General features: G+C 30.4%; 22 protein-coding genes and 1 tRNA gene. 15 read left to right on the top strand and 8 right to left on the bottom strand.

Annotated elements, in window-relative coordinates; translation table 11 throughout:
- Positions 1 to 9: 9 nt before the first annotated feature.
- The 7 genes from RWL85_RS00505 to RWL85_RS00475 form a co-directional block, all read right to left on the bottom strand.
- On the bottom strand, positions 10 to 999 hold the full coding sequence (locus RWL85_RS00505; RefSeq protein ID WP_314083773.1) for a phosphomevalonate kinase: 990 nt from the start codon (positions 997 to 999) through the stop codon (positions 10 to 12).
- Positions 966 to 1,877 carry a diphosphomevalonate decarboxylase gene (gene mvaD, locus RWL85_RS00500; RefSeq protein ID WP_314083771.1) on the bottom strand — a complete coding sequence of 304 codons (912 nt, stop codon included), beginning with the start codon at positions 1,875 to 1,877 and terminating at the stop codon, positions 966 to 968. Before mvaD ends, RWL85_RS00505 begins: the two co-directional genes overlap by 34 nt.
- On the bottom strand, positions 1,859 to 2,665 hold the full coding sequence (gene mvk / locus RWL85_RS00495) for a mevalonate kinase (RefSeq protein ID WP_314083770.1): 807 nt from the start codon (positions 2,663 to 2,665) through the stop codon (positions 1,859 to 1,861). The genes mvaD and mvk overlap by 19 nt, the downstream gene beginning before the upstream one ends.
- Positions 2,666 to 2,865: 200 nt before the next feature.
- Positions 2,866 to 3,756 carry a cation diffusion facilitator family transporter gene (locus RWL85_RS00490; RefSeq protein ID WP_314083769.1) on the bottom strand — a complete coding sequence of 297 codons (891 nt, stop codon included), beginning with the start codon at positions 3,754 to 3,756 and terminating at the stop codon, positions 2,866 to 2,868.
- Between the two features lie 149 nt (positions 3,757 to 3,905).
- The gene (locus tag RWL85_RS00485; RefSeq protein ID WP_314083767.1) at positions 3,906 to 4,559 is read right to left on the bottom strand and encodes a hypothetical protein; all 654 of its coding nucleotides are present in this window, start codon (positions 4,557 to 4,559) and stop codon (positions 3,906 to 3,908) included.
- A 21-nt stretch (positions 4,560 to 4,580) separates the two neighbouring features.
- Positions 4,581 to 4,907 (bottom strand): PadR family transcriptional regulator, encoded by a 327-nt coding sequence (locus RWL85_RS00480; RefSeq protein WP_314083765.1) that lies wholly within the window; start codon positions 4,905 to 4,907, stop codon positions 4,581 to 4,583.
- Positions 4,908 to 5,320: 413 nt separating this feature from the next.
- On the bottom strand, positions 5,321 to 5,755 hold the full coding sequence (locus tag RWL85_RS00475) for an Rrf2 family transcriptional regulator (protein ID WP_314083763.1): 435 nt from the start codon (positions 5,753 to 5,755) through the stop codon (positions 5,321 to 5,323).
- A gap of 174 nt (positions 5,756 to 5,929) precedes the next feature.
- Between RWL85_RS00475 and RWL85_RS00470 the strand changes: the two genes are divergently transcribed.
- The 3 genes from RWL85_RS00470 to RWL85_RS00460 all read left to right on the top strand — a co-directional run bounded on the left by RWL85_RS00470 (position 5,930) and on the right by RWL85_RS00460 (position 8,312).
- Entirely contained in the window at positions 5,930 to 6,586 is a 657-nt protein-coding gene (locus tag RWL85_RS00470; protein ID WP_314083761.1) for an NAD(P)-dependent oxidoreductase, read from the top strand.
- Between the two features lie 138 nt (positions 6,587 to 6,724).
- Positions 6,725 to 7,468 (top strand): protein-ADP-ribose hydrolase, encoded by a 744-nt coding sequence (locus tag RWL85_RS00465; RefSeq protein WP_314083759.1) that lies wholly within the window; start codon positions 6,725 to 6,727, stop codon positions 7,466 to 7,468.
- A complete protein-coding gene (locus RWL85_RS00460; RefSeq protein WP_314083757.1) occupies positions 7,413 to 8,312 on the top strand; it encodes a hypothetical protein in 900 nt (299 codons plus the stop codon). The genes RWL85_RS00465 and RWL85_RS00460 overlap by 56 nt, the downstream gene beginning before the upstream one ends.
- Before the next feature lie 97 nt (positions 8,313 to 8,409).
- On the opposite strand, the gene RWL85_RS00455 is transcribed toward RWL85_RS00460, so the two are convergent.
- Positions 8,410 to 8,493: transfer RNA gene (locus tag RWL85_RS00455), tRNA-Leu, on the bottom strand.
- Between the two features lie 414 nt (positions 8,494 to 8,907).
- On the opposite strand from RWL85_RS00455, the gene spxA reads away from it, so the two are divergent.
- The 12 genes from spxA (at position 8,908) to RWL85_RS00395 (ending at position 19,480) form a co-directional block, all read left to right on the top strand.
- Positions 8,908 to 9,306: a transcriptional regulator SpxA gene (spxA, locus tag RWL85_RS00450; protein ID WP_172497960.1), complete on the top strand. Its 399-nt coding sequence runs from the start codon at positions 8,908 to 8,910 to the stop codon at positions 9,304 to 9,306.
- A gap of 127 nt (positions 9,307 to 9,433) precedes the next feature.
- Positions 9,434 to 10,312, top strand: a complete 879-nt coding sequence (locus tag RWL85_RS00445; protein WP_314083753.1) for an RNA-binding protein — start codon at positions 9,434 to 9,436, stop codon at positions 10,310 to 10,312.
- A 4-nt stretch (positions 10,313 to 10,316) separates the two neighbouring features.
- On the top strand, positions 10,317 to 10,598 hold the full coding sequence (locus RWL85_RS00440) for a hypothetical protein (RefSeq protein ID WP_314083751.1): 282 nt from the start codon (positions 10,317 to 10,319) through the stop codon (positions 10,596 to 10,598).
- Positions 10,599 to 10,670: 72 nt separating this feature from the next.
- On the top strand, positions 10,671 to 11,591 hold the full coding sequence (gene rnz, locus RWL85_RS00435) for a ribonuclease Z (RefSeq protein ID WP_314083749.1): 921 nt from the start codon (positions 10,671 to 10,673) through the stop codon (positions 11,589 to 11,591).
- A gap of 16 nt (positions 11,592 to 11,607) precedes the next feature.
- Positions 11,608 to 12,165 carry an NUDIX hydrolase gene (locus RWL85_RS00430; protein WP_314083747.1) on the top strand — a complete coding sequence of 186 codons (558 nt, stop codon included), beginning with the start codon at positions 11,608 to 11,610 and terminating at the stop codon, positions 12,163 to 12,165.
- A 3-nt stretch (positions 12,166 to 12,168) separates the two neighbouring features.
- On the top strand, positions 12,169 to 12,615 hold the full coding sequence (locus RWL85_RS00425) for a Fur family transcriptional regulator (protein WP_314083745.1): 447 nt from the start codon (positions 12,169 to 12,171) through the stop codon (positions 12,613 to 12,615).
- Positions 12,615 to 13,067 carry a DUF4064 domain-containing protein gene (locus tag RWL85_RS00420; RefSeq protein WP_314083743.1) on the top strand — a complete coding sequence of 151 codons (453 nt, stop codon included), beginning with the start codon at positions 12,615 to 12,617 and terminating at the stop codon, positions 13,065 to 13,067. The genes RWL85_RS00425 and RWL85_RS00420 overlap by 1 nt, the downstream gene beginning before the upstream one ends.
- Positions 13,068 to 13,393: 326 nt before the next feature.
- The gene (locus RWL85_RS00415; protein WP_314083741.1) at positions 13,394 to 15,748 is read left to right on the top strand and encodes a penicillin acylase family protein; all 2,355 of its coding nucleotides are present in this window, start codon (positions 13,394 to 13,396) and stop codon (positions 15,746 to 15,748) included.
- 142 nt (positions 15,749 to 15,890) lie between these two features.
- The gene (locus RWL85_RS00410; protein WP_314083740.1) at positions 15,891 to 16,568 is read left to right on the top strand and encodes a YggS family pyridoxal phosphate-dependent enzyme; all 678 of its coding nucleotides are present in this window, start codon (positions 15,891 to 15,893) and stop codon (positions 16,566 to 16,568) included.
- 20 nt (positions 16,569 to 16,588) lie between these two features.
- Positions 16,589 to 17,287: a SprT family zinc-dependent metalloprotease gene (locus tag RWL85_RS00405; RefSeq protein WP_314083739.1), complete on the top strand. Its 699-nt coding sequence runs from the start codon at positions 16,589 to 16,591 to the stop codon at positions 17,285 to 17,287.
- A gap of 219 nt (positions 17,288 to 17,506) precedes the next feature.
- Positions 17,507 to 18,775 carry a trigger factor gene (gene tig / locus RWL85_RS00400; protein ID WP_314083737.1) on the top strand — a complete coding sequence of 423 codons (1,269 nt, stop codon included), beginning with the start codon at positions 17,507 to 17,509 and terminating at the stop codon, positions 18,773 to 18,775.
- A gap of 84 nt (positions 18,776 to 18,859) precedes the next feature.
- Positions 18,860 to 19,480: a DNA alkylation repair protein gene (locus RWL85_RS00395; RefSeq protein ID WP_314083735.1), complete on the top strand. Its 621-nt coding sequence runs from the start codon at positions 18,860 to 18,862 to the stop codon at positions 19,478 to 19,480.
- Positions 19,481 to 20,679 lie beyond the last annotated feature (1,199 nt).

Below are 20,679 nucleotides of genomic sequence, written 5' to 3'. Positions count from 1 at the left end.
CGTAGTATACTATAGTTTTTCTAAGTTCAGCTGTAGCTGATACTTATCGTTATTTTTCTCGAATCCTAATACAATATCACCACTACCAGAACCACTCTGTTTACCAGCAGAATGACTTTCTATATAGTTTTTCATTGCTTTTGTTTCCATTGGTATTTTAGAGAAACTTTCTAAATATAATAGATTTTCTCTAAGTTTATTTATCGTATTAAGAGCATTTGATGCATCTGTTTCTGCTAAATTCTCTTTTAAAGTTTTAACTAAAGTATTAGAAGTCTCTACAAAAACTTTAAATTCTTCTTTGTAATTATCTTTATGTTTTTTCCACAGTTTTACGTGTTCTTTCGTATCTACAGCTTCACCCGTCCAACGTGCTAGTATGCTTAAATCAGCTTTTGTATGAACTTTCTCAATACGAAGTCCATCCCAATCTGAGTTTATTATTTCTTTAATAGATTTGTCTTGACGTATCATATTATTAACGAATTCGGCATTGAATTTCTCGTAATATGTAATACCATCATTAATACTCGCAGCAACGTCTCCCATAGATCCACTTAGATTGTGTTTGATATTGAATAGGGCAACTAATTTGAAAATAGTTTGATCCCTATAACCTATATTTTCAAATGATAATATAGCGCGAGCTATAGCTACAAGAACAGCTCCAGACGAACCTAAACCGTATTTTTTATCGTCATTGTGAAGTTCATTGTAAATAGTAAGAGCAAAAGTCTTTTTACTATTTGTATATTCTGTTAAAAATAGAATAAATTGTTGAACTAGTGTGAAGTTACTATTATCTTCAAGAAGACCAACAGAAGTTTTATTGATTGTGTCAAAGATAGTAGTTTCATCACTTTCTTCTACAAATACTGTAATTTTTTTAGGAACACTTGTTATTAGTGCAGAAGCGTAATCTTCTAAAATCGCATATTCACCAGCGAGATAGAGCTTACCGTAGGCTACTCCATGCACAAAATTATTTTTTTCTTCCATAATTTTGAAATTTCCTCATGTAATTTATCTTGATCTTCCTTTAAGTAAAGTACTTTCACATTTGGGCCAGCATCCATAGTGAAGTAACATCTATAGCCTTTAGAACGCAGTTCTTTAACAATATTCATCGCTATATGACTCTCTTCGGTTAAGAATGAAAAGCTAGGAGTTGATGTAGATGTAGTAGCATGCATAGCTAAAGCATTATTTTCTGTAATTTCTCCAATTTTTTCGAAATCAGCTTCTTTTAAAGCTTTTTTCATTAATACGAAATCACTTTTTGCTTTTTCAACCCAAGCATCGAATGTTGTTGATGTTTGAACACAGCGCTCCATAGCTACACGACTAGAAATTTTCTTTCTATCTTCATTAACTACAAGAACCATCATTCCAAAATCTAAAGAACACTCTAATTCTTCAACATTCCCATCTTCAAGCCATGCAGCAAGTTTATAAAAACTTCGACAAGAAGAACCAGATCCTTCTTTAGCTATCTCGACTAATTCTTTAGTAGTTTTGTTTAATTTGAAATATTCATTACAAGCAAGAACTAAAGCCATAGTACCACTAGAACTTGAAGAAAGTCCTGCAGCAGTAGGCACTGTATTATAACTTCTTATAGTTATAGCTTCACGATTAGTTGGTGTGAATTTAGAGATGAATTTAATCATTTTATCTACTTCTTCTTGACTTTGTTTTTCGTCATTAATATAAAATTCATCAATATTATTATCGTTTTTTTCGATTTTTGTTTTTGATAAAAGATTGTCTAATCTTAAAGAAATATTAGGATTATAAGGTAAGACAGGATCTTTAGATTTTTTCCCCCAGTACTTAACTAAGGCAATGTTAGCATAACCTAAACTGTAACTATCCATGATGAATATCCTTTCTCTTTTAATACATTTTGAATTTCTAATGCATTTTCTTTTGTTTTACTAAGACTAATGCAGCAACCACCAGCGCCACCACCAGTTAGTTTGGCACCGACTGCATTGTTATTTTTACAAATTTCCACAACCTCATCGTTACTAGCGTGACTAACTCCAAGTTTGCGCAGTAAATCATGAGCTTTGTACATATATTGTCCAACAAGATCGATATTTTTATTTTTTAACGGTTCGATTACTAAATCAGTGATTCCACCTAATTCAGCAATATATCCTTCATATTTATCATAATTATCCGCTATATGTTTTAGAGTTTCTTTAGTAATTCCAACAACTCCTGTATCGATAATTAGTAAATAACTATTTAGATCAAAATCCAATTCACTAGCTCCCTCTTTTTTTGAAAATAAAAGGGGAGTATCACTAAGTACTTGATTAACATCTATACCACTTGGATTGCCGTGAATAAATTTTTCGCATTTATTTGCAATTTCTCTTACATTTGGGAGTTTTTTGGCACGTGCAATAGCTATGCTCAGCGCAGCAGAAGATCCTAGCCCACGGCCCACAGGAATGGTACTAGTAATATTAATTTTTGTTTTCTTATCAATTCCACATGTATCAGCGATAAAACTTAAAATTTTATCACGTTGTTGAATTGTCTCTGTGTCTTCTAATATAACTTCGACGTTCATCTGTGGAAGAGGAATAGTTATACCTTTATATCCATAAACGACGGCATGTTCGCCGAAGAATATTGCTTTTGCGTGTGTCATAAATTTAAAACTCCAATTTTATATTTAAGTATATTTTAAGCTATTTAATTAAAAGATAATTAATAGTGGTAAATACTTTTATATGTACAATAATTATACTTTTAGTATTTGTTTTTGTCAAACATCGCTATAGTAAAAAAGATGAAATTATACTAGAAATAACCTTGGTTAAAAGAAGTATAATTCCATCTAGAAATATTTTAATGTGAGTGACAAGTAATACCATGTGGTTCTAAGTGTACTAAAGTTTCACAATAATAAAATTCTTTAGATAATGCCTTTTCGATTTTTACGGTAATGTCGTGACTTTGTTTAACATTTAGTGACGGTTCGACAGTAACGGTGATATCGATAAAGTATAGTAAGCCATGAGTTCTACCTTTCGTATCGACTATCGAAGTAACGCCATTAATATCATTTACAATATCGTTAACTTTATCTATTACCTCTGTATCTACTCCATCTGTAAGAACATGTGTAGATTCCTTGAAAATACTAATTGCTGTGTAAATAATAAGTAATCCAACTATAATTGCGACTACTGAATCAGCGATAGGAAGACCAAAATATGTAGCGATGATTCCGACTAGTGTTCCGATAGAAACAAAAGCATCGCTTAGATTATCAAGAGCTGCAGCTTTTAGGGATTTACTCCCGATTTTCTTAGCTAGACGAATATTATAGAAATATACCCCAAGCATAATTACACTAGCTATAAATGCTACAACTGCAGATAGTATGCTAGGTTTTTCAATTGTTCCTGAGATGATTTTTTTTATCGCGTACATTACTACTTCAATTCCAGCGTATAGCATAATAAATGAAGCTATTAATGTAGATATAAGCTCGGCTCTAAAGTGACCGTAAAGGTGATCTTCATCTGCTGGTTTTCTAGAAATTTTCAAACCGATAAGAACACAAACTGATGAGATTACATCGGTAGCATTGTTAATACCGTCAGCAACAAGAGCCGATGATTTAAAGAATATACCCGCTCCAAGTTTTAAAACAGTCAACAACAAATATGATAGAATACTAAGTTTTGCGCCTTGCTCGGCACGTTTTAATTTATCAAAAATTGAGTTATTCATGGCTTCTCTCCTAAAATAATGTTTTATTATTATAACAGGTTTAAAAAAATTATTCAAGAGAAAATTTGTTATTCATTAAGTAAAATTATTTCTACAAGGTGAACTTTTATAAAAACTAGCTCGACCAATTGAATAATCGAGCTAGTTTACTATATCTTTTTAGAATAGTATTTTTTGAAAGTTAAAAAAATGTATATGCACGAAAGTGCACTAAAAATTCCATAGAGGTATAAGATGTTAGTTGATACTGTTACTTCTAGAGAAAGAAAGTCTGGAATTATTTTCAATTTATCTAGAATAGGTATTAGGACAAATGATAATTCAAAGATAATTAGTGATGATATATAAATAAACCATTTATTTTTCTCTGTTTTTTTATAAATTAGTATGTATAAACAAATCAATGAACCTAATACCCATAAGATTATAGATAATATTGTTAAAATTGGTTTGATAGTTTTAGTAAATATAAAAGGAGCCAAAGAACTAATAATTAAAATTAAAAGATAAACTAGAGAAAATCTAAATATTTTCATTTTGTTTTCTTTTGGGAGTTCAGCGATTATTGATGAAGATAATTTGTTTATATCATTTCCAAAAACATCGGTAAAGTTTTTTCCTTGTTTTTGATATAGAATCAAATCTTGTAATATTTCTAGCAATTGAATTTCTAGAGCAGATTCATTTTTTGTATTATTTTTCATTCGACAAGCGACTAAAAGCTCTTCATAATATTTCTTATTATTTTTATTAAGTTGAGATCTAAGTTCGTTATTTTGTTTTATTAAATCAGCGATGTTCATAATAATTTCTCCCTGTGGACGTTATTTATTTTCTAAAATTTTTGTTATTGTAGTACTTATATTCCCCCATACATTTTTAAATGAGGTTATATACTCTTCACCATTTTTTGTAATTGAATAATATTTTCTAGGAGGTCCAGAGTTACTTTCCTTTAAATAGCTAGTGACCATATTTTCCTTTTCTAATTTTAAAAGAAGAGGATAGATAGTACCTTGCGCAACCATATCTAGACCGTAATTGGAAAGTTGCTCAGTAATTTCGTAACCATACATCTCATTGTTTTTTATTAATTGTAAAATACATGCTTCTAATGTACCTTTTAGTATTTGAGAAGTGTTAATTTCCATTTTTATCCTCCTTTCCTGAGCTTTTATTATTAATATAAAAATTATAAATTTACACTATCTTGTTATACATAATAGTATCATAGTAAAAGTATCTTGTAAAGCAAAATAGTGGGTGAAAATATTAAAATTATATTAATAAAATGCTATAAGATAAAGGATGAAATAAAAAAAAAAGACAAGGCCTAAAAACCTTGTCTTAACTATTATACCAGCAGCCGGGGTCGAACCGGCACGATGTTGCCATCGCTAGATTTTGAGTCTAACATTATTAGTTTTAAATCTCAGAAATATTGATTTTATAAGCTTTTTTTCTATGATATGTTTTTAAACTTAGTATCACTTCTAAATTTTAGATACTTTTTAGTAACTATAAAATGCTAGAAAGCATACTCCTTATAAAAAAGAGTTTTGGCCTAGTTTTGTGCGATTTTATTATCCATATCTGTAATAAGAGAGGCTAAATTAATTGCCTTTAATGATTGTAGAAATTGGTTGTGAATATCATTTAGACGGGGGTCAAGAATAGCGTGAACAACACGCCCAACTTCGCAATTTGGATTGGTATCATCATGTGGTTTAAAAATAGTTTTATGAGGATCTTCAACAGCTAAAAAAATATCCCAGAGAGTAAGTTCCTCTGGCTTTTTCGCTAAATGAGCTCCACCTACTCCAGTTTCAACTTTTACCAATCCAGATTTTTGTAATTTTCCTAATAAATTGCGGACAATTACAGGGTTCGTTTGAATACTATCAGCAAGAAAAGTAGAAGTTACCTTCTCTTTATTTTCAAAATGATATATAGCTAGTAGGATATGAACTGAAGTAGCTAATCGTGTAGAATATGACATCTTTTCTTCCTTCTTTAATTTTCTTATACTAATTATATCACATTTCCGGTAACAAAAAAAGTTACAACTTTTTTGTTGTAACTATTGACATTACATCTAAAACTTGCTATACTGTAATTGTGAGTTGTAATAATAGAGGTTACAACTAATAGATGAATTTTTGGAGGAAAAATAATGTTAAAAGAGGAAAAAATAATGTCAAAAGTTGCAGTAATTAGTTCAAATGGTCGTGTAGCTCGTCTTATCGTAGAAGAGCTTGTAGGTCGTGGATACGATGTCACAGGTTTTAGTCGTGGAGAAACAAATGCTTCAAAAGCGCAAACATATATTCAAAAAGATATATTTGACATCACAAAGGAAGATGTAGCTGATTTTGAAGTTGTAGTTAGTGCATTCGGAACATGGGCTTCTGAAACTCTTCATCTGCATGTTGGAGTGATTAATCACTTATCAGATATCATGGCTAATTCAGATGCTCGTCTTGTAGTTGTTGGTGGAGCGGGTAGCTTATATGTCGATCCAGAGCTAACAGTTCAATTGGTAGAGACTCCGGATTTTCCGAAAGAATACTATGCACTTGCTAAAGCACAAACGGATGCACTTGATGTTCTTCGAAAACGTAATGATGTCAAATGGACATTTGTTAGTCCAGCAGCTGATTTCCAAGCAGATGGTGAACGCACAGGGGAATATATTCTTGGTGGAGAACAATTAACGCTAAATAGTCGTGGTGAAAGTATCATTAGTTATGCTGACTATGCTCTTGGTTTTGCAGACGAAATTGAAAAAGGAAATCATATTCAAGAATGCATCAGTTTAGTTTGTAAATAATCAATAAAAGCATAATATTTTGTAAATAAAAAAACGAGGTTGAGATTTTTCTCAATCTCGTTTTGGTAGGGAAATGATTTTGTTATCTATAAGGAGAAACTAATGAATCAAGAAGAAAGAAGATTGTATTTAATAAAGGTGCTCTTATCAGAAAGAGCAGAGTATGCAGATATTATAATTCCTGATAAAGTTGAACAGCAAAAAGTACTTTTACGAGCTTTGTTTAATGTTCGTACACCAGAAACTGTGTCAGCTGAGTTTTTAGATATTCAAAATGCATACCTTCAAGAAGAGTTAACACAAAAAACAGTAACAAAATTGGCTGATTTGACTCCGGTTTCTGGTCAATTATACCTATGGAAAGGTGATATTACGACATTAAAAGTAGGTGGTATTGTTAATGCTGCTAATAGTCAACTTTTAGGTTGTTTTTACCCCAATCACAAGTGTATTGATAATGCTATTCATACTTTTGCAGGTGTTCAATTACGGCAAGAATGTCATAGGCTGATGAAAGAGCAGGTGCACTTAGAAAAGACGGGCGAGGCTAAAATAACCCCTGCTTATAATTTGCCAAGTAAATATGTTTTACATACAGTTGGGCCTATTGTTGAGGGTGAATTACTATCTAATCATGAAAAAGATTTAATTAGTAGTTATCGCTCTTGTTTAGAATTAGCGGATGCTAATGGTTTAAAAAGTTTAGCATTTTGCTGTATTTCAACAGGAGAATTTCATTTTCCACATGAGAGAGCAGCAGAGCTGGCAGTAGCAACTGTTCAAGAATATTTAAAAGAGACAGATAGCAAGATGGAGGTAATATTCAATGTTTTTAAAGAAGACGATGAAAGAATATACAAAAGATTACTTGGAGCAGATTAATGACATCATAAAGAAATTAGAAAAAGCAGATGCTGTTCTAATTGGTATTGGCGCAGGATTATCAGCTTCTGCAGGTCTAACTTATTATGGTGAACGTTTTGATAACTATTTTTCTGATTTTAAAGAGAAGTATGGTATTGAAGACATGTATTCTGGTGGCTTTTATCCTTTTGCTACAAAGGAAGAATATTGGGCATGGTGGAGTCGTCATATTTTTATTAATCGCTATGAAGCACCAGTTGGTCAACCCTATATCGATTTATTAGACATTGTTAAACATAAGGATTATTTTATTTTATCAACTAATGTCGACCATCAAGTACAGAAAGCGGGACTTGATAAAAAAAGGCTTTTTTATACACAAGGGGATTATGGTTTAATGCAATGTTCGGTTCCTTGTCATTATACCAACTATGATAACAAAGATTTGATTTATCAGATGGTTGAATTTGAAAAGGAAATGAAAATCCCATCTAATCTTATACCAACTTGTCCTAGGTGTGGTGCTCTTATGACTAATAATCTAAGGATAGACAATCGTTTTGTTGAAGATGAAGGATGGCATAAAGCACAAAAAAGGTATAGCGAATTTTTGGAAGAAAATAGCAAAAAAGAAATCATTTATTTAGAACTTGGTGTAGGTATGAATACACCAGGTATTATTAAATATCCTTTCATGCAAATGACTTATGCTAATCCCAAAGCAACCTTTATTACATTAAATCAAGAAACGTTTAAATATCCTGATGAACTTTCAAAGCAATTAATACAACTTGATGGTGATATTGGTAAAAATTTACAAGCAATTCGCCAAAGAATAGAATCAAAATCTATAAGTAATTAAGTAAACTAAAAAGAGTTTGGGACATTTTTCCCATGCCCCGGATTTAGTATACAACCATAAAAAAAGACAAGGCCTAAAAACCTTGTCTTAATCATTATACCAGCAGCCGGGGTCGAACCGGCACGATGTTGCCATCGCTGGATTTTGAGTCCAGTGCGTCTGCCAATTCCGCCATGCTGGCATATGTATATAATAACACACAAAAAATACTTTGTCAATTTCAGTACAAGGTATGGAGTAAGAGCTCTAGGTAATAATTTTAGATAAATAACAGAGATTTTAAATAATTTTACTTATATTTTAGTTTTAAGTTGTATAATATGATAGTAAAACTATGTAAAGAAATATTTTTCGAGTATATTATTATATAATTTATTTTAACTAATCAAATAAAAAATGTAAGGGTAAAGCAAATGAGTTATATCTACAGAAGTAGTCATTTGTGAAAAATATTATAAACAAGTGTTTTCAGTTGACAAACTAAAATATTTTTTTCAATAGTATATTGTAAAACGACAATATATGTAGTATAATAATATAGTATATAGAATTATAAAAATATTAATGTTATTTTTATAAAGGAGTGTGAGTGCTGGTGGTAGTTACATTGTTTACATCGCCAAGTTGTACTTCTTGTAGAAAAGCTAAAGCTTGGCTTATAGAAAATGATATAGACTTTGTGGAAAGAAATATCTTTTCAGAAGCTCTAACAACGGATGAAATTAAGGATATTTTATCTATTACGGAGCATGGAACTGAAGATATTATTTCGTTTAGATCAAAAACTTTTCAAAAATTGAATTTGGATATTGAAAGCATGTCGATTCAAGAATTGTATAAAGTTATTCAAGATAATCCAGGAATGCTTAGAAGACCTATCATTGTTGATGATAAGAGATTACAAGTAGGGTATAATGAAGATGAAATAAGAAGATTTCTTCCAAAGGAAATAAGAGTAAATCAATTAAAACAAATAAAAAATATGGTTAAGTAAGTACATCCTGATACTACTTTTACCGATTAATTTAAAGGTTGATATTAGGTATCAGCCTTTTTTTATGAGATGATACTTAGTAACAATACTGTAAGGTGTTAGATAAAATGAAAGAAAGAGGTACTTGATGGAAAGAGAAGATATTAAATTTATTACTGGAGAAATTCATTTCTTAGAGTTAGTAGAAAAGAAAAGTTCATCATTAGTGTTCAAAGGACCAAATGATGAGGAAATTAGTTGTAACGAGTCGGACGTTGAGAGTTTAGATGATTACGAAATTGGAGAAGAGTATTCGATGTTCGTATATCCTTCACGAAGTGGGAAATTATTTGCTACACCAAATATTCCAGAAGTAACGTATGGTGACTATGCTTTTAGTAAGGTAGTAAAAGTTGAAGAAGATAGGGTAGGTCTTGATATTGGATTTTCTCGTGAAATTCCACTTCTTGGAGAGGATTTGCCAAAGTTGAAAAGTGTTTGGCCTAAAGAAGGTGACGAGTTATTTATTACCCTGCGTCGTGATTTTAGTGGGCAACTTTTTGCGCGTTTAGCTACTGAAACTATCGTAGCATCACTTTACTCTAAAGCTACTAAGAGTATGAAAAACAAGGATATCGAAGCATATCCATATCGTTTGATGAGAGTTGGAACTTTTTTATTAACGAAAGATGGATATAAAGTTTTTGTTCATGAAAGTGAACGTGAGAAAGAGCCACGTTTAGGCGAAAAAGTTACACTACGTGTTATAGGGGTTAAAGATAATGGAGAGATTAATGGTTCATTTTTACCACGCGCACACGAGAGAATGGATAGCGATGGTCAAGCTATAATGGACTATATCGAAAACAATGGTTATTGCGAATTTACTGATAAATCAGACCCAGAAGAGATTAAAGCTGTATTTGGAATGAGTAAAGGAAGCTTTAAACGTGCTGTAGGAAGATTATTCAAGAATAAACTGATTATGATTGAAGAAGACGGATTATATAAACGTAAAGGAAGATAAGACTATGAAAAAAATAAAATTAGATAAAAATGCATTATTAGGTGGAATTGTTTTAGAAAATAATAGATATCAAGTTGTACATATGAATTTAAAAACTGGAAATCAAACAGATTCGTATAGTAATGATAAAAACATTTTATTATTAAATATCAGTGGAAAAATTACAGTTTCTTTTGAAGAACAAGTAGAACCTGTAAATGAATTTGAACTATTAGAAATTCCAGCAGGAGTAGAGCATGTTATTACATGTTTACAAGATGCACAGATTTTTGTAGTAAAACTATAATTTACATGAGTGGCTTAAATGAAATATCTTTTTAGGCCACTATTATTATTAATTATTGAGTAGAGGAATAACATGGAAGTACAATTTTTAGGAACAGGAGCTGGGCTTCCTGCAAAGTTTAGGAATACACAGAGTTTTGTGTTTAATTTCATGCAAGAATTAAAAGAATGTTGGATGTTTGATTGCGGGGAAGCTACTCAACACCAGATTTTAAGAACAACTATTAAGCCGACTAAAATAACTAGAATCTTTATAAGTCATCTTCATGCCGATCACGTTCTAGGATTAATAGGATTCTTATCATCTAGGAGCTTTCTCTTGGATACAAATGCTTCAAAAATTACTATATATGGGCCAGTTGGAATAAAGGAATTTATAGAGAAAAACTTAATGTTCACACATTGTTCACTTTCTTATAGCATGGAATATGTTGAAATTTCTAGTGAACAGTGTATAATAGATAATAAAACTGTAACTGTTTTTAGCTATCCGTTAACTCATAATGTGGAATGTTTTGGATATAAAATAATATTCAAAAAACAAAAAGGTAGTCTAGATGTAGATAAATTGAGGGAATTAGGTATTATGCCTGGTCCATTTTATAGAGAAATAAAAGAATCAGATACTTTTGAATTTAATGGAACAGCCTATAATTCTAGTGATTTTTTATCTGAAGATAAACCGGAAAAAGAGATCGTGGTTATACCAGATACTAGGTACTTTAACGAATTGGCAGATTTTGTTAAAAACAGTAATATCATTATTACAGAGTGCACATATTTGCTTAAGGAAGATGCACATCACGCAAGAAAAAATTATCACTTGAGTATAGTAGATATTGAAAAGATGATTGCAGAAAGCAAAGTTGAAAGTTTATTCTTGACACATATTAGTGCTAGATATGATAAAAATATAGAAAATGGTGTTATAGAGACGCTAAGCGGTATATGTAATGTAAGAATTGCACATGATTTAGAAGAATTTAGTTTGTAAAAATTTGGAGGGAATTATGAAAAAAGATTTAGAAGAAAAAACTATTGAAGTTGAAAAAATATTCAAAGGAAAAGTATTAGATGTTGAAGTACACACTGTAACTTTACCTAATGGAGAAACTTCAAAACGTGAACTGATAAATCATAGAGGTGCAGTAGCAATACTTGCGATAACAAAAGATAACGAAGTAGTTTTTGTAGAACAATACCGAAAAGCGATAGAGGCAGTAACTTTAGAAATTCCTGCAGGTAAATTAGAACCTGGAGAAGATAATAAAAAATTATCTGCTGTAAGAGAATTACAAGAAGAAACAGGGTACGTTGTAGAAGAAGATAGACTGGAGAAATTATGTGATGTTCACGTTGCGTTAGGATACAGTTCTGAGCTAATTACAGTTTATTATGTAGATAATTTAGAATATCCGGGTAAACAAAATCCAGATGAAGATGAGTTTATTAATTTAAAAAAATACAAAATTGAAGATGCATTTAAGCTTCTAGATGATAATGTTATAACTGATAGTAAGACTATGCTTGCATTAGCTTACTTAAAAAATAGGAAAGGCGCGAAATAGTATATGAATATTTATGATGAAATAATTAAAATAATTCAAAAATCTCCTTATAAGTTGACACCACAAAGGGAGAAAATTGTTGAAATATTAGTAGATAACGATGATCAGCACCTTAGTGCAGAGGAATTATATTTTATTTTAAAAGAAAAAACACCTGATATTGGTATAGCTACCGTTTATAGAACGTTAGATATTTTTTATGAATTAAAGATTTTAGAAAAAATCTCTTTCAGCAATGGTGTTTCTAAATATCATTTAAGACAATCTGTAGATGACGAACTTCATCATCATTTAATATGCACTAATTGTAATAACATAGAGAAAGTATCTAATCCTATATTTAATAAACTTATTGAATATATGAAAAAAGAATACTCATTTGAGGTTCAAGATAACTCTTTATCATTTTATGGAACGTGTGCTAAGTGCAAGGATAAAGGTGAAAATTAATGCTTTTTGATAAATTAGAGAAGATATTATTACTAATCTCTAGTGTTGTTTACATAGTTTATATAGGTTTTGTTGGTGGAATGATAAACTTATTTAGGGAGTACGTCGGAAATGAGTACTTAAGAAATAAGATAGTGGATCAAATCCGTGAACAAACACGTTTAACTCAAGACAGCGCAAACGTATCAACAAAGGATATGCACTTTGTTTTCCAAGTAATGGGTCAACTAGCGTGGTTGTATTTCGCACTATTAGTGATATTGTTTTTATTGTTACTATTTGTAATATTTAAAAAAGGGATTAACCATAACATAGTTGCATTTCTATTTTTAGTTTATAGTATTTTGCTATTGATCTTTAGCTTAGGAATATTATTTATTAGCTGTATAATATACTTCTTCCTAGGTATAAGAATAATATTAATTAGGAATTCAGAAAAGTATAAAATTTAGTTTTCGGAGAAATTTAGTTTCTTCGAAAACTTTTTTATAAAATTTTTATAAAAATATCATTATGTTGAAGTAATCGAATAGTAAAATATTAGAATACATAAAAATATTAAGTCTATTAAATGATAATCTAAAAATAAGGTTATATATAGTTAAAGTATAAATTGAATATAATCTATGGCGATACTACATATCTATCATATAATAATTAATAATTATAAGCGAAAAAAATTCTACACTTATTTAGAGTTTTCTTAATAAATATTAGTTTGCAAAAAATAGGTAAAGCTAATATAATTCTTAGTATAGTTTATTTTTTAGGAGGTCTTATGAAAAATAAAGTTATTAAGATATTAAAGAGATTAATGATAGTAATAGTGTCTATTCTCTTATTAGTAGGAGGATATGGTTATTATTTTGTTCATAAATCTTTACCGACAGTTGAAGGAAAGGCAGAATTAAATATTTTAGAAAAAAATGTAAAAGTGTCACGAGATAAAAATGGAATTCCAACTGTGGAAGCAGAAAATGATAGTGATTTATATAAAGCTCAGGGTTATATTCATGCTCAAGATAGATTATTTCAAATGGATTTAGCACGTAGACAGGCAAGTGGAAGATTATCGGAAGTTGTTGGAGAAGCAGCACTAGAAAATGATAAAAAGTTTTTAGTATTTTCTTTAAGAAAAGCAGCAGAAGCCTCTTATAATGATTACTCAGAGGAAGCTAAGAAAATATTAGAAAGTTATGCTCAAGGTGTTAATGCCTATATCGAAGAAGCTAAGAAAGAAAGTAAATTACCTTATGAATTTTCTTTATTAGGATATTCTCCTGAGAACTGGTCACCTATTGATTCGTTAACGGTAGGTAAATATATGGCATATGACTTAGGTGGACACTGGGATCACTTAGGCTTTAATAACTGGCTTTTAAATAATTTGGGGGAAGAAAATCTAAAACAGTTACTTCCTGATAGTTTTTCAAAAAATAAAGATAATGAAGAAATTATAAAAGCGAATCAAGGTATAGATGTGAGTATAGATAAGAATACAGCTAAAACTGAGCGACCGCCTATGGAAAATGGTAGTAATGACTGGGTTGTTTCTGGCAAGAAAACTAAGTCAGGTAAACCGTTGTTGGCAGATGATCCACACTTAGGGTTAGGTACTCCATCAGTTTGGTATCAGATGTCACTTTCAACACCAAATAACAAAGTTTCAGGGGTGATTTTCCCAGGGGTACCGGGTATCATACTTGGTCATAATGAACATATAGCGTGGGGAGTAACTAACTTTGGACCAGATGTTCAAGATTTATATATAGAAAAAAGGCAAGAGAATAATCCATATAAATTTAAATATGATAATGAGTACTATGATGCAAAGGTTGATAAGTATTCAATAAAAGTAAAAGGAAAAGACGCTGTCGATTTTGAGGTTGTTAATACGAAACATGGACCAATAATTGATCAACTGCTGAAACCATTAGGAAATAAGGATGTGAGTTTTTCAATGCAGTGGACAGCATTAGAATCAACACAGGAGCTGGAAGCTATTTTAAATATTGATAAAGCTAAAAATTGGCAAGAATTTGAAAAATCATTAGAAAAATTCAAAGCACCAGCTCAAAACTTTGTTTTTGCGGATAATGAAGGAAATATATCTTATAAATCAAATGGTAATGTACCTATTAGGAAAAAAGGTGATGGGAATCTTCCTGTTCCAGGTTATAGTAGCGATTATGGATGGAGTGGTTATGTTTCTTATGATAAATTACCGAAACTTGTTAATCCGGAAGAAGGATTTATAGCGACAGCGAATACTGAAACTGTGAAAACTGATTATCACACATCTAATGTTTGGGCACAACCATACAGAAAAGCTCGTATAGATGAAGTATTATCAAAAAGAAATAACTTGACTGCTGATGATATGAAGAATCTTCAAATGGATACGAAAAATCTTTATGCACAAGAATTTTTACCTAACTTTTTGAAAAATATAAGCGTAGATAAGATTTCTAAAAAAGAGGTCTATGATAAACTGAAATCGTGGAATAATGTAGATGATAAAGATGAGGCAGCACCGTTAATTTTTGACTTATGGATGAAAAAAATTCAATCGCACATACTAAAAGATAAGATGAATGCAGATGTTCACAAATTCATGCCTCATAAAGAGAGTTATGTAGATAAGATACTTAGAGATAGTTTAAATGGTAAAAAAGTAAATCTTATTGAGGAGAAAAATGGACTACAAGAAGTATTAACAAATAGTTTAAATGAAACTATAACTGAATTAGAAGGTAAATATGGGAATGATGTATCTAAATGGAAGTGGGGAACAGCTCATACATTAGGATTTAGACATCCATTATCTAAATCATCAGCGTTGTTAGCATATTTCTTAAATCCGAAAGAATATCCTATTTCAGGTTCTAAAGTTACGGTTCAAGCAGCTAGACAAAATGATGAGGGATTAGTTAATCATGGAGCATCATGGAGATTTGTTTATGACTTTTCTACAAAAATGGGGTATCATGTTGTAGGTCCTGGACAAAGCGGACACTTCTTAAGTGATAATTATGATGATCAAATTGAAAAATGGGTAAAAGGAGAGTATACTAGCGAATCTATAGGAAATATTCCTAAAGATAAAGTATTGGAACTTGTACCTAAAAAATAAGAAAAAGTGACTTGAAAGTTAAGATCTTTAGAGAATCTTAATTTTCAAGTCACTCCCTTTATATTTAATTAATAACAAAATAATAAACATCATGTTATAATTAGAATATAGTACTAAATATGTAGAGTAAGTAGGAGAAAAAATGAACGTTAGAGAAAATTTTGAGAAAATAACAAAAGAAATAGTTGAAACTTGTGAAAAAGTAGGTAGAAATCTAGAGGAAGTGAATTTAGTCGCTGTAACTAAATATGTTAGTGATGCTAGAGTTGAAGAAGCGATAGAAGCTGGAATTACTGATTTTGCTGAGAATCGCCCGCAAAATTATGTTGAAAGAAAGGATAAGTATTCTAATAAGACGTGGCATCTAATTGGAAGTTTACAAACTAGAAAAGTACGTGATGTGATTAATGATGTTGATTTCTTTCACGCATTGGATAGAGATAGCTTAGCTAAAGAAATCGAAAAACGTGCAGAAAAAGAAATTAAATGTTTCGTACAGGTGAATGTTTCTGGAGAGGAGAGTAAACATGGTTTAACTTCAGAAGAAGCCATTGACTTTATTAGATCATTGGAACAATATTCAAAAATAAAAGTTGTCGGACTTATGACGATGGCACCTTTTGTTGAAGATGAAGAAATCCTACGTAATTGCTTTAGAAAATTAAGAGAGTTACGTGATGAAGTAAAAGGGCTGGATTTATCATATGCACCATGTGAATTTTTATCGATGGGTATGAGTAATGATTATAAAATTGCAATTGAAGAAGGTGCGACTCACATAAGGGTTGGTACAGCTTTAGTGGGTTGTGAATTAAAATAACAATTGAAGGAGGGGGGAGTATGCAAAGAGTAATAAATATAGGTGATTTAGTCGTTATGATTAAGTACAGAAGAAAAATGAAAAACATTTATTTAAAAGTTGAAAGAAACGCTGATGTAGTAGTGAGTGCCCCTCCAAGAACTCCTAACTATATCATAAAAAAAATGGTTCAAGAAAATATTGATGAGATAAGAGAAAGAAGAAACAATATATTAAAAAATGGCCATACTATAAAGTACTTTGTGACTGGTGAAAAACACTTTATCTTCGGAAGAGAGTTTGAATTAGAGATAAGGCTAGGAATTAAGAATGAAGTGATTTTTTCTAATGAAAAGATAGTTTTAGTTATTAAGAATAAGGAACAAAATAGAGAACAGATTGTTACAAATTATTTAAGAAAAGTTCTTTATAACAAGGCTTTAGAGTTTATTAATAAATATGAAGAAAATATGGGTGTTCACGCAGAACAGCTTAGGATTAAAAAGATGAAAACACGTTGGGGAACATGTAATATCAAAGCTAAAAGAATCTGGATAAACTATGAATTAGTAAAATATCCAATTGAATGTTTAGAACATATCGTGGTTCACGAACTTACTCATCTTCTAGAAACAAATCATACACCTAGATTCTATGAATTATTAGGGAAATATTATCCTAACTATATAGGAAATGATAAACTCATAAAAGAATTTAGTAAAAAATTAGTTGGTAGATAGATAAAAGGGATAAGTATTACAATTTTTTTAAATTTTAACATTAATTTGTAAGAGTTTAAATAATTATTAGAAGCTATTTTACTTACTCTTAAAAACAATAATTTAAATATGTAACGATTGACTTTTTACGCTATTTACTATATAATTAATCAAGAGTTTTTAGTATTTTTATACTAACATTTTTGATGATACTTAAAAGTATTTTTGGAGGAAAAATAAATGTCACAAATTTTAAATAAAGAAGATGGAAAAGTAGTTATCTCTTTTTCAGCAACAAAAGAAGAATTTGCGAAAGGATTAGACCAAGCATTCAAACGTGCAGTTAAACGTGTTAATGCACCTGGATTCAGAAAAGGTAAATTACCAAGAGCCGTATTCAACAAAATGTATGGTGAAGAAGCATTATATCAAGACGCAATTGATTATGTATTACCAAGAGCTTATACAAAAGCTATTGACGAATTAGAAGTTTCACCATTAGCTATGCCTGATATCGATGTTAAAGAAATCAGCAAAGAAGAAGGTGTTAAATTCGAAGCAGTTGTTACTGTTAAACCAAACGTTGAATTAGGTGAATATAAAAACCTTGGATTAGAAAAAGACTCAGTAGAAGTAACTGATGCTGATGTAGAAGAAAGATTAGATAGTTTATTAAGCCGTCAAGCTGAATGGCAAATCAAAGAAGGAGAATCTAAAAAAGGTGATATCGTAGTTATCGACTTTAAAGGATTCATCGGAGACGAAGCTTTTGATGGTGGAGAAGCTAAAGGTTACGAATTAGAATTAGGATCAGGATCATTCATCCCTGGATTCGAAGAACAATTAGAAGGAAAAGTTGCACCAGTTGACACAGAAGTTAACGTAACATTCCCAGAAAACTACCAAGTAGCTGACCTTGCTGGTAAAGAAGCTAGATTCGAAGTTACAGTTCACGATGTAAAAGAAAAAGTTTTACCAGAATTAACTGATGAATTCGTTAAGGAATTCTCTAAAGAAGCAGCTTCAACTGTAGCTGAATACAAAGAAAAATTAAAAGAAGAAATCAAATTAGAAAAAGAAAACTTAGCAGAAAAATCTTATTCTGATAAAGTAATTTCTACAGCTGTAGAAAATGCAAAACTTTCTGTACCAGAAAAATTAGTAGAACAAGAAGTTGATTCTATGTTTGAACAGTTCACTGGAAACTTATCTCGTCAAGGATTATCATTTGATTTATACCAACAATTCACTGGAAAAGGTGAAGTTGAACTTAAAGCTGAAATGAAATCTGACGCAGAAAACAAAATCAAAACTTCATTCGTATTAGGTGAAATCGCTAAAGTAGAAAAAGTTGAAGTAACAGAAGCTGACATCGATGCAGAAGTTAAAGAACTTGCTACTATGTACAACATGACTGAAGAAGGAATCAAACAACGTATTAGTGTTGAAGACTTACGTGGTGAGTTAGTAATCCAAAAAACAGTTGATTTCTTAAAAGCTAACAACTAATTTTAGCAAATCATCCTTAAGCATATAGAGTGTCTAACATTCTATATGCTTTTTTTAGAGAAAATAATAAGGCGGTGATTTTATTTGAACGAATATATTAAAAAACTAGAACAAGAGTTCTCATTAATAAAGAGTGGGTTTAAGGAAGAAGAGAAAAGAGCGTTAGCTAATTATAAATCTAATGATAAAGAGTATGTTAAAAGATTAGCTTTTTTATCCTATGAATCAAAAGTATATCAAGTTCGAATGTACGGAGTATTTCTTTTCGGATATTTATCAGATGATAGTGATATTCTAACTTTTATGAGAGATGAAGTATCCAAAGATGATAATTGGAGAGTGCAAGAGGTACTTGCAAAAGCGTTTGATGAATACTGTAAAAACACTGGTTATGAAAGTGCAATACCTGTAATAGATGAGTGGCTAAGGTCTGATAATCCAAATACTAGAAGGGCTGTTACAGAAGGGTTACGAATATGGACTAGTAGACCGTATTTTAAAGTGAATCCACAAGAAGCAATAAAAAGAATATCGTCATTAAAAGAAGATGCTAGTGAATATGTAAGAAAATCAGTAGGAAATGCACTAAGAGATATAAGTAGAAAATTTCCAGAATTAATAAAAGAAGAATTAAAAACTTGGAATCTAGAAACTAAGGAAATCAAACAAGTATACAAACTAGCGAGTAGGTTTGTAATAGAGTAAGTATAATGAAATAAAGAAGTAAAAGGGTACTGTACTCAAAAAGTTAGACAAAATTTTGTTCTTAGTCAAATTCGGTTAATTACAAATGGTTGTTTTTCAGATGAAAACTAGTTTCAGGTTAAATTCCAGTTTTTTATTTAAAACTGGAATTTACTTTTGGAATTAACATGTAATAATTTTACTATATCCTATCCTTCAAATAAATTGACAAGAAGAAAATGAATATGTTAAAATGTAATTAAGTGAATTGGATGAATATATTCACATATAAACACGAAAAGCAACTGAAATTCCGCTTCAGTTGCTTTTTTATATGTACTAGCACACTCATTTTAGTAAGCTAATATATATTCATACATGAAGTGATACATGCACGTCGTGCCTAAATAGAGCTACTTCTTCTTGTTGTTTTTATCATTTAGGAAATAAAAATATTCTATAAATAGGAGAATAACTCCTACAAATAGCCCAACAAGGATTTGGATGAATATATCAACCATATAAACACCTCCCTTCCGGGCAAGTAGCCTACTTTTATTATAGCACTATAAATCTCATCAGAAAAGATATTTTTATGATATTTAGAATTAAAATTATTTTTTTAAGGTTATGTAAATAAAAGATAAAAGGTGATTCAAAATCCTAGAATTTTAAACAATTATATGAGAGTTCATAGATGCAGTGTTTATTGATATTTAAATTCTTTAAAAATCATGATTTTGGAGTTAACTATCCTTCAAATTAATTGACAAGAAGAAAAGGGATGTGTTAGAATGAAAATAAGTGAATTGGATGAATATATTCACATATAAACACGAAAAGCAACTGAACCGGAATTTCAGTTGCTTTTTTATATGTATTAGCGTACTCACTTTAGTAGGCTAATATATATTCATACATGAAGTGATACATGTACGTCGTGCCTAAATAGAGCTACTTCTTCTTGTTGTTTTTATCATTTAGGAAATAAAAATATTCTATAAATAGGAGAATAACTCCTACAAATAGCCCAACAAGGATTTGGATGAATATATCAACCATATAAACACCTCCCTTCTGGGCAAGTAGCCTACTTTTATTATAACACTACAAATCTCTTCAGAAAAGATGTTTTAATAATATTTAAAATTAAAATTACATTTTTAAGATTATGTAAATAAATGATGCAATTTAATCTAAAGGTTTAAATTTTATAGATT

Origin of the sequence: uncultured Gemella sp., assembly GCF_963515875.1 — a bacterium.
Taxonomy (GTDB): domain Bacteria; phylum Bacillota; class Bacilli; order Staphylococcales; family Gemellaceae; genus Gemella.
This window is presented reverse-complemented; position numbering and strand designations above follow the sequence as displayed.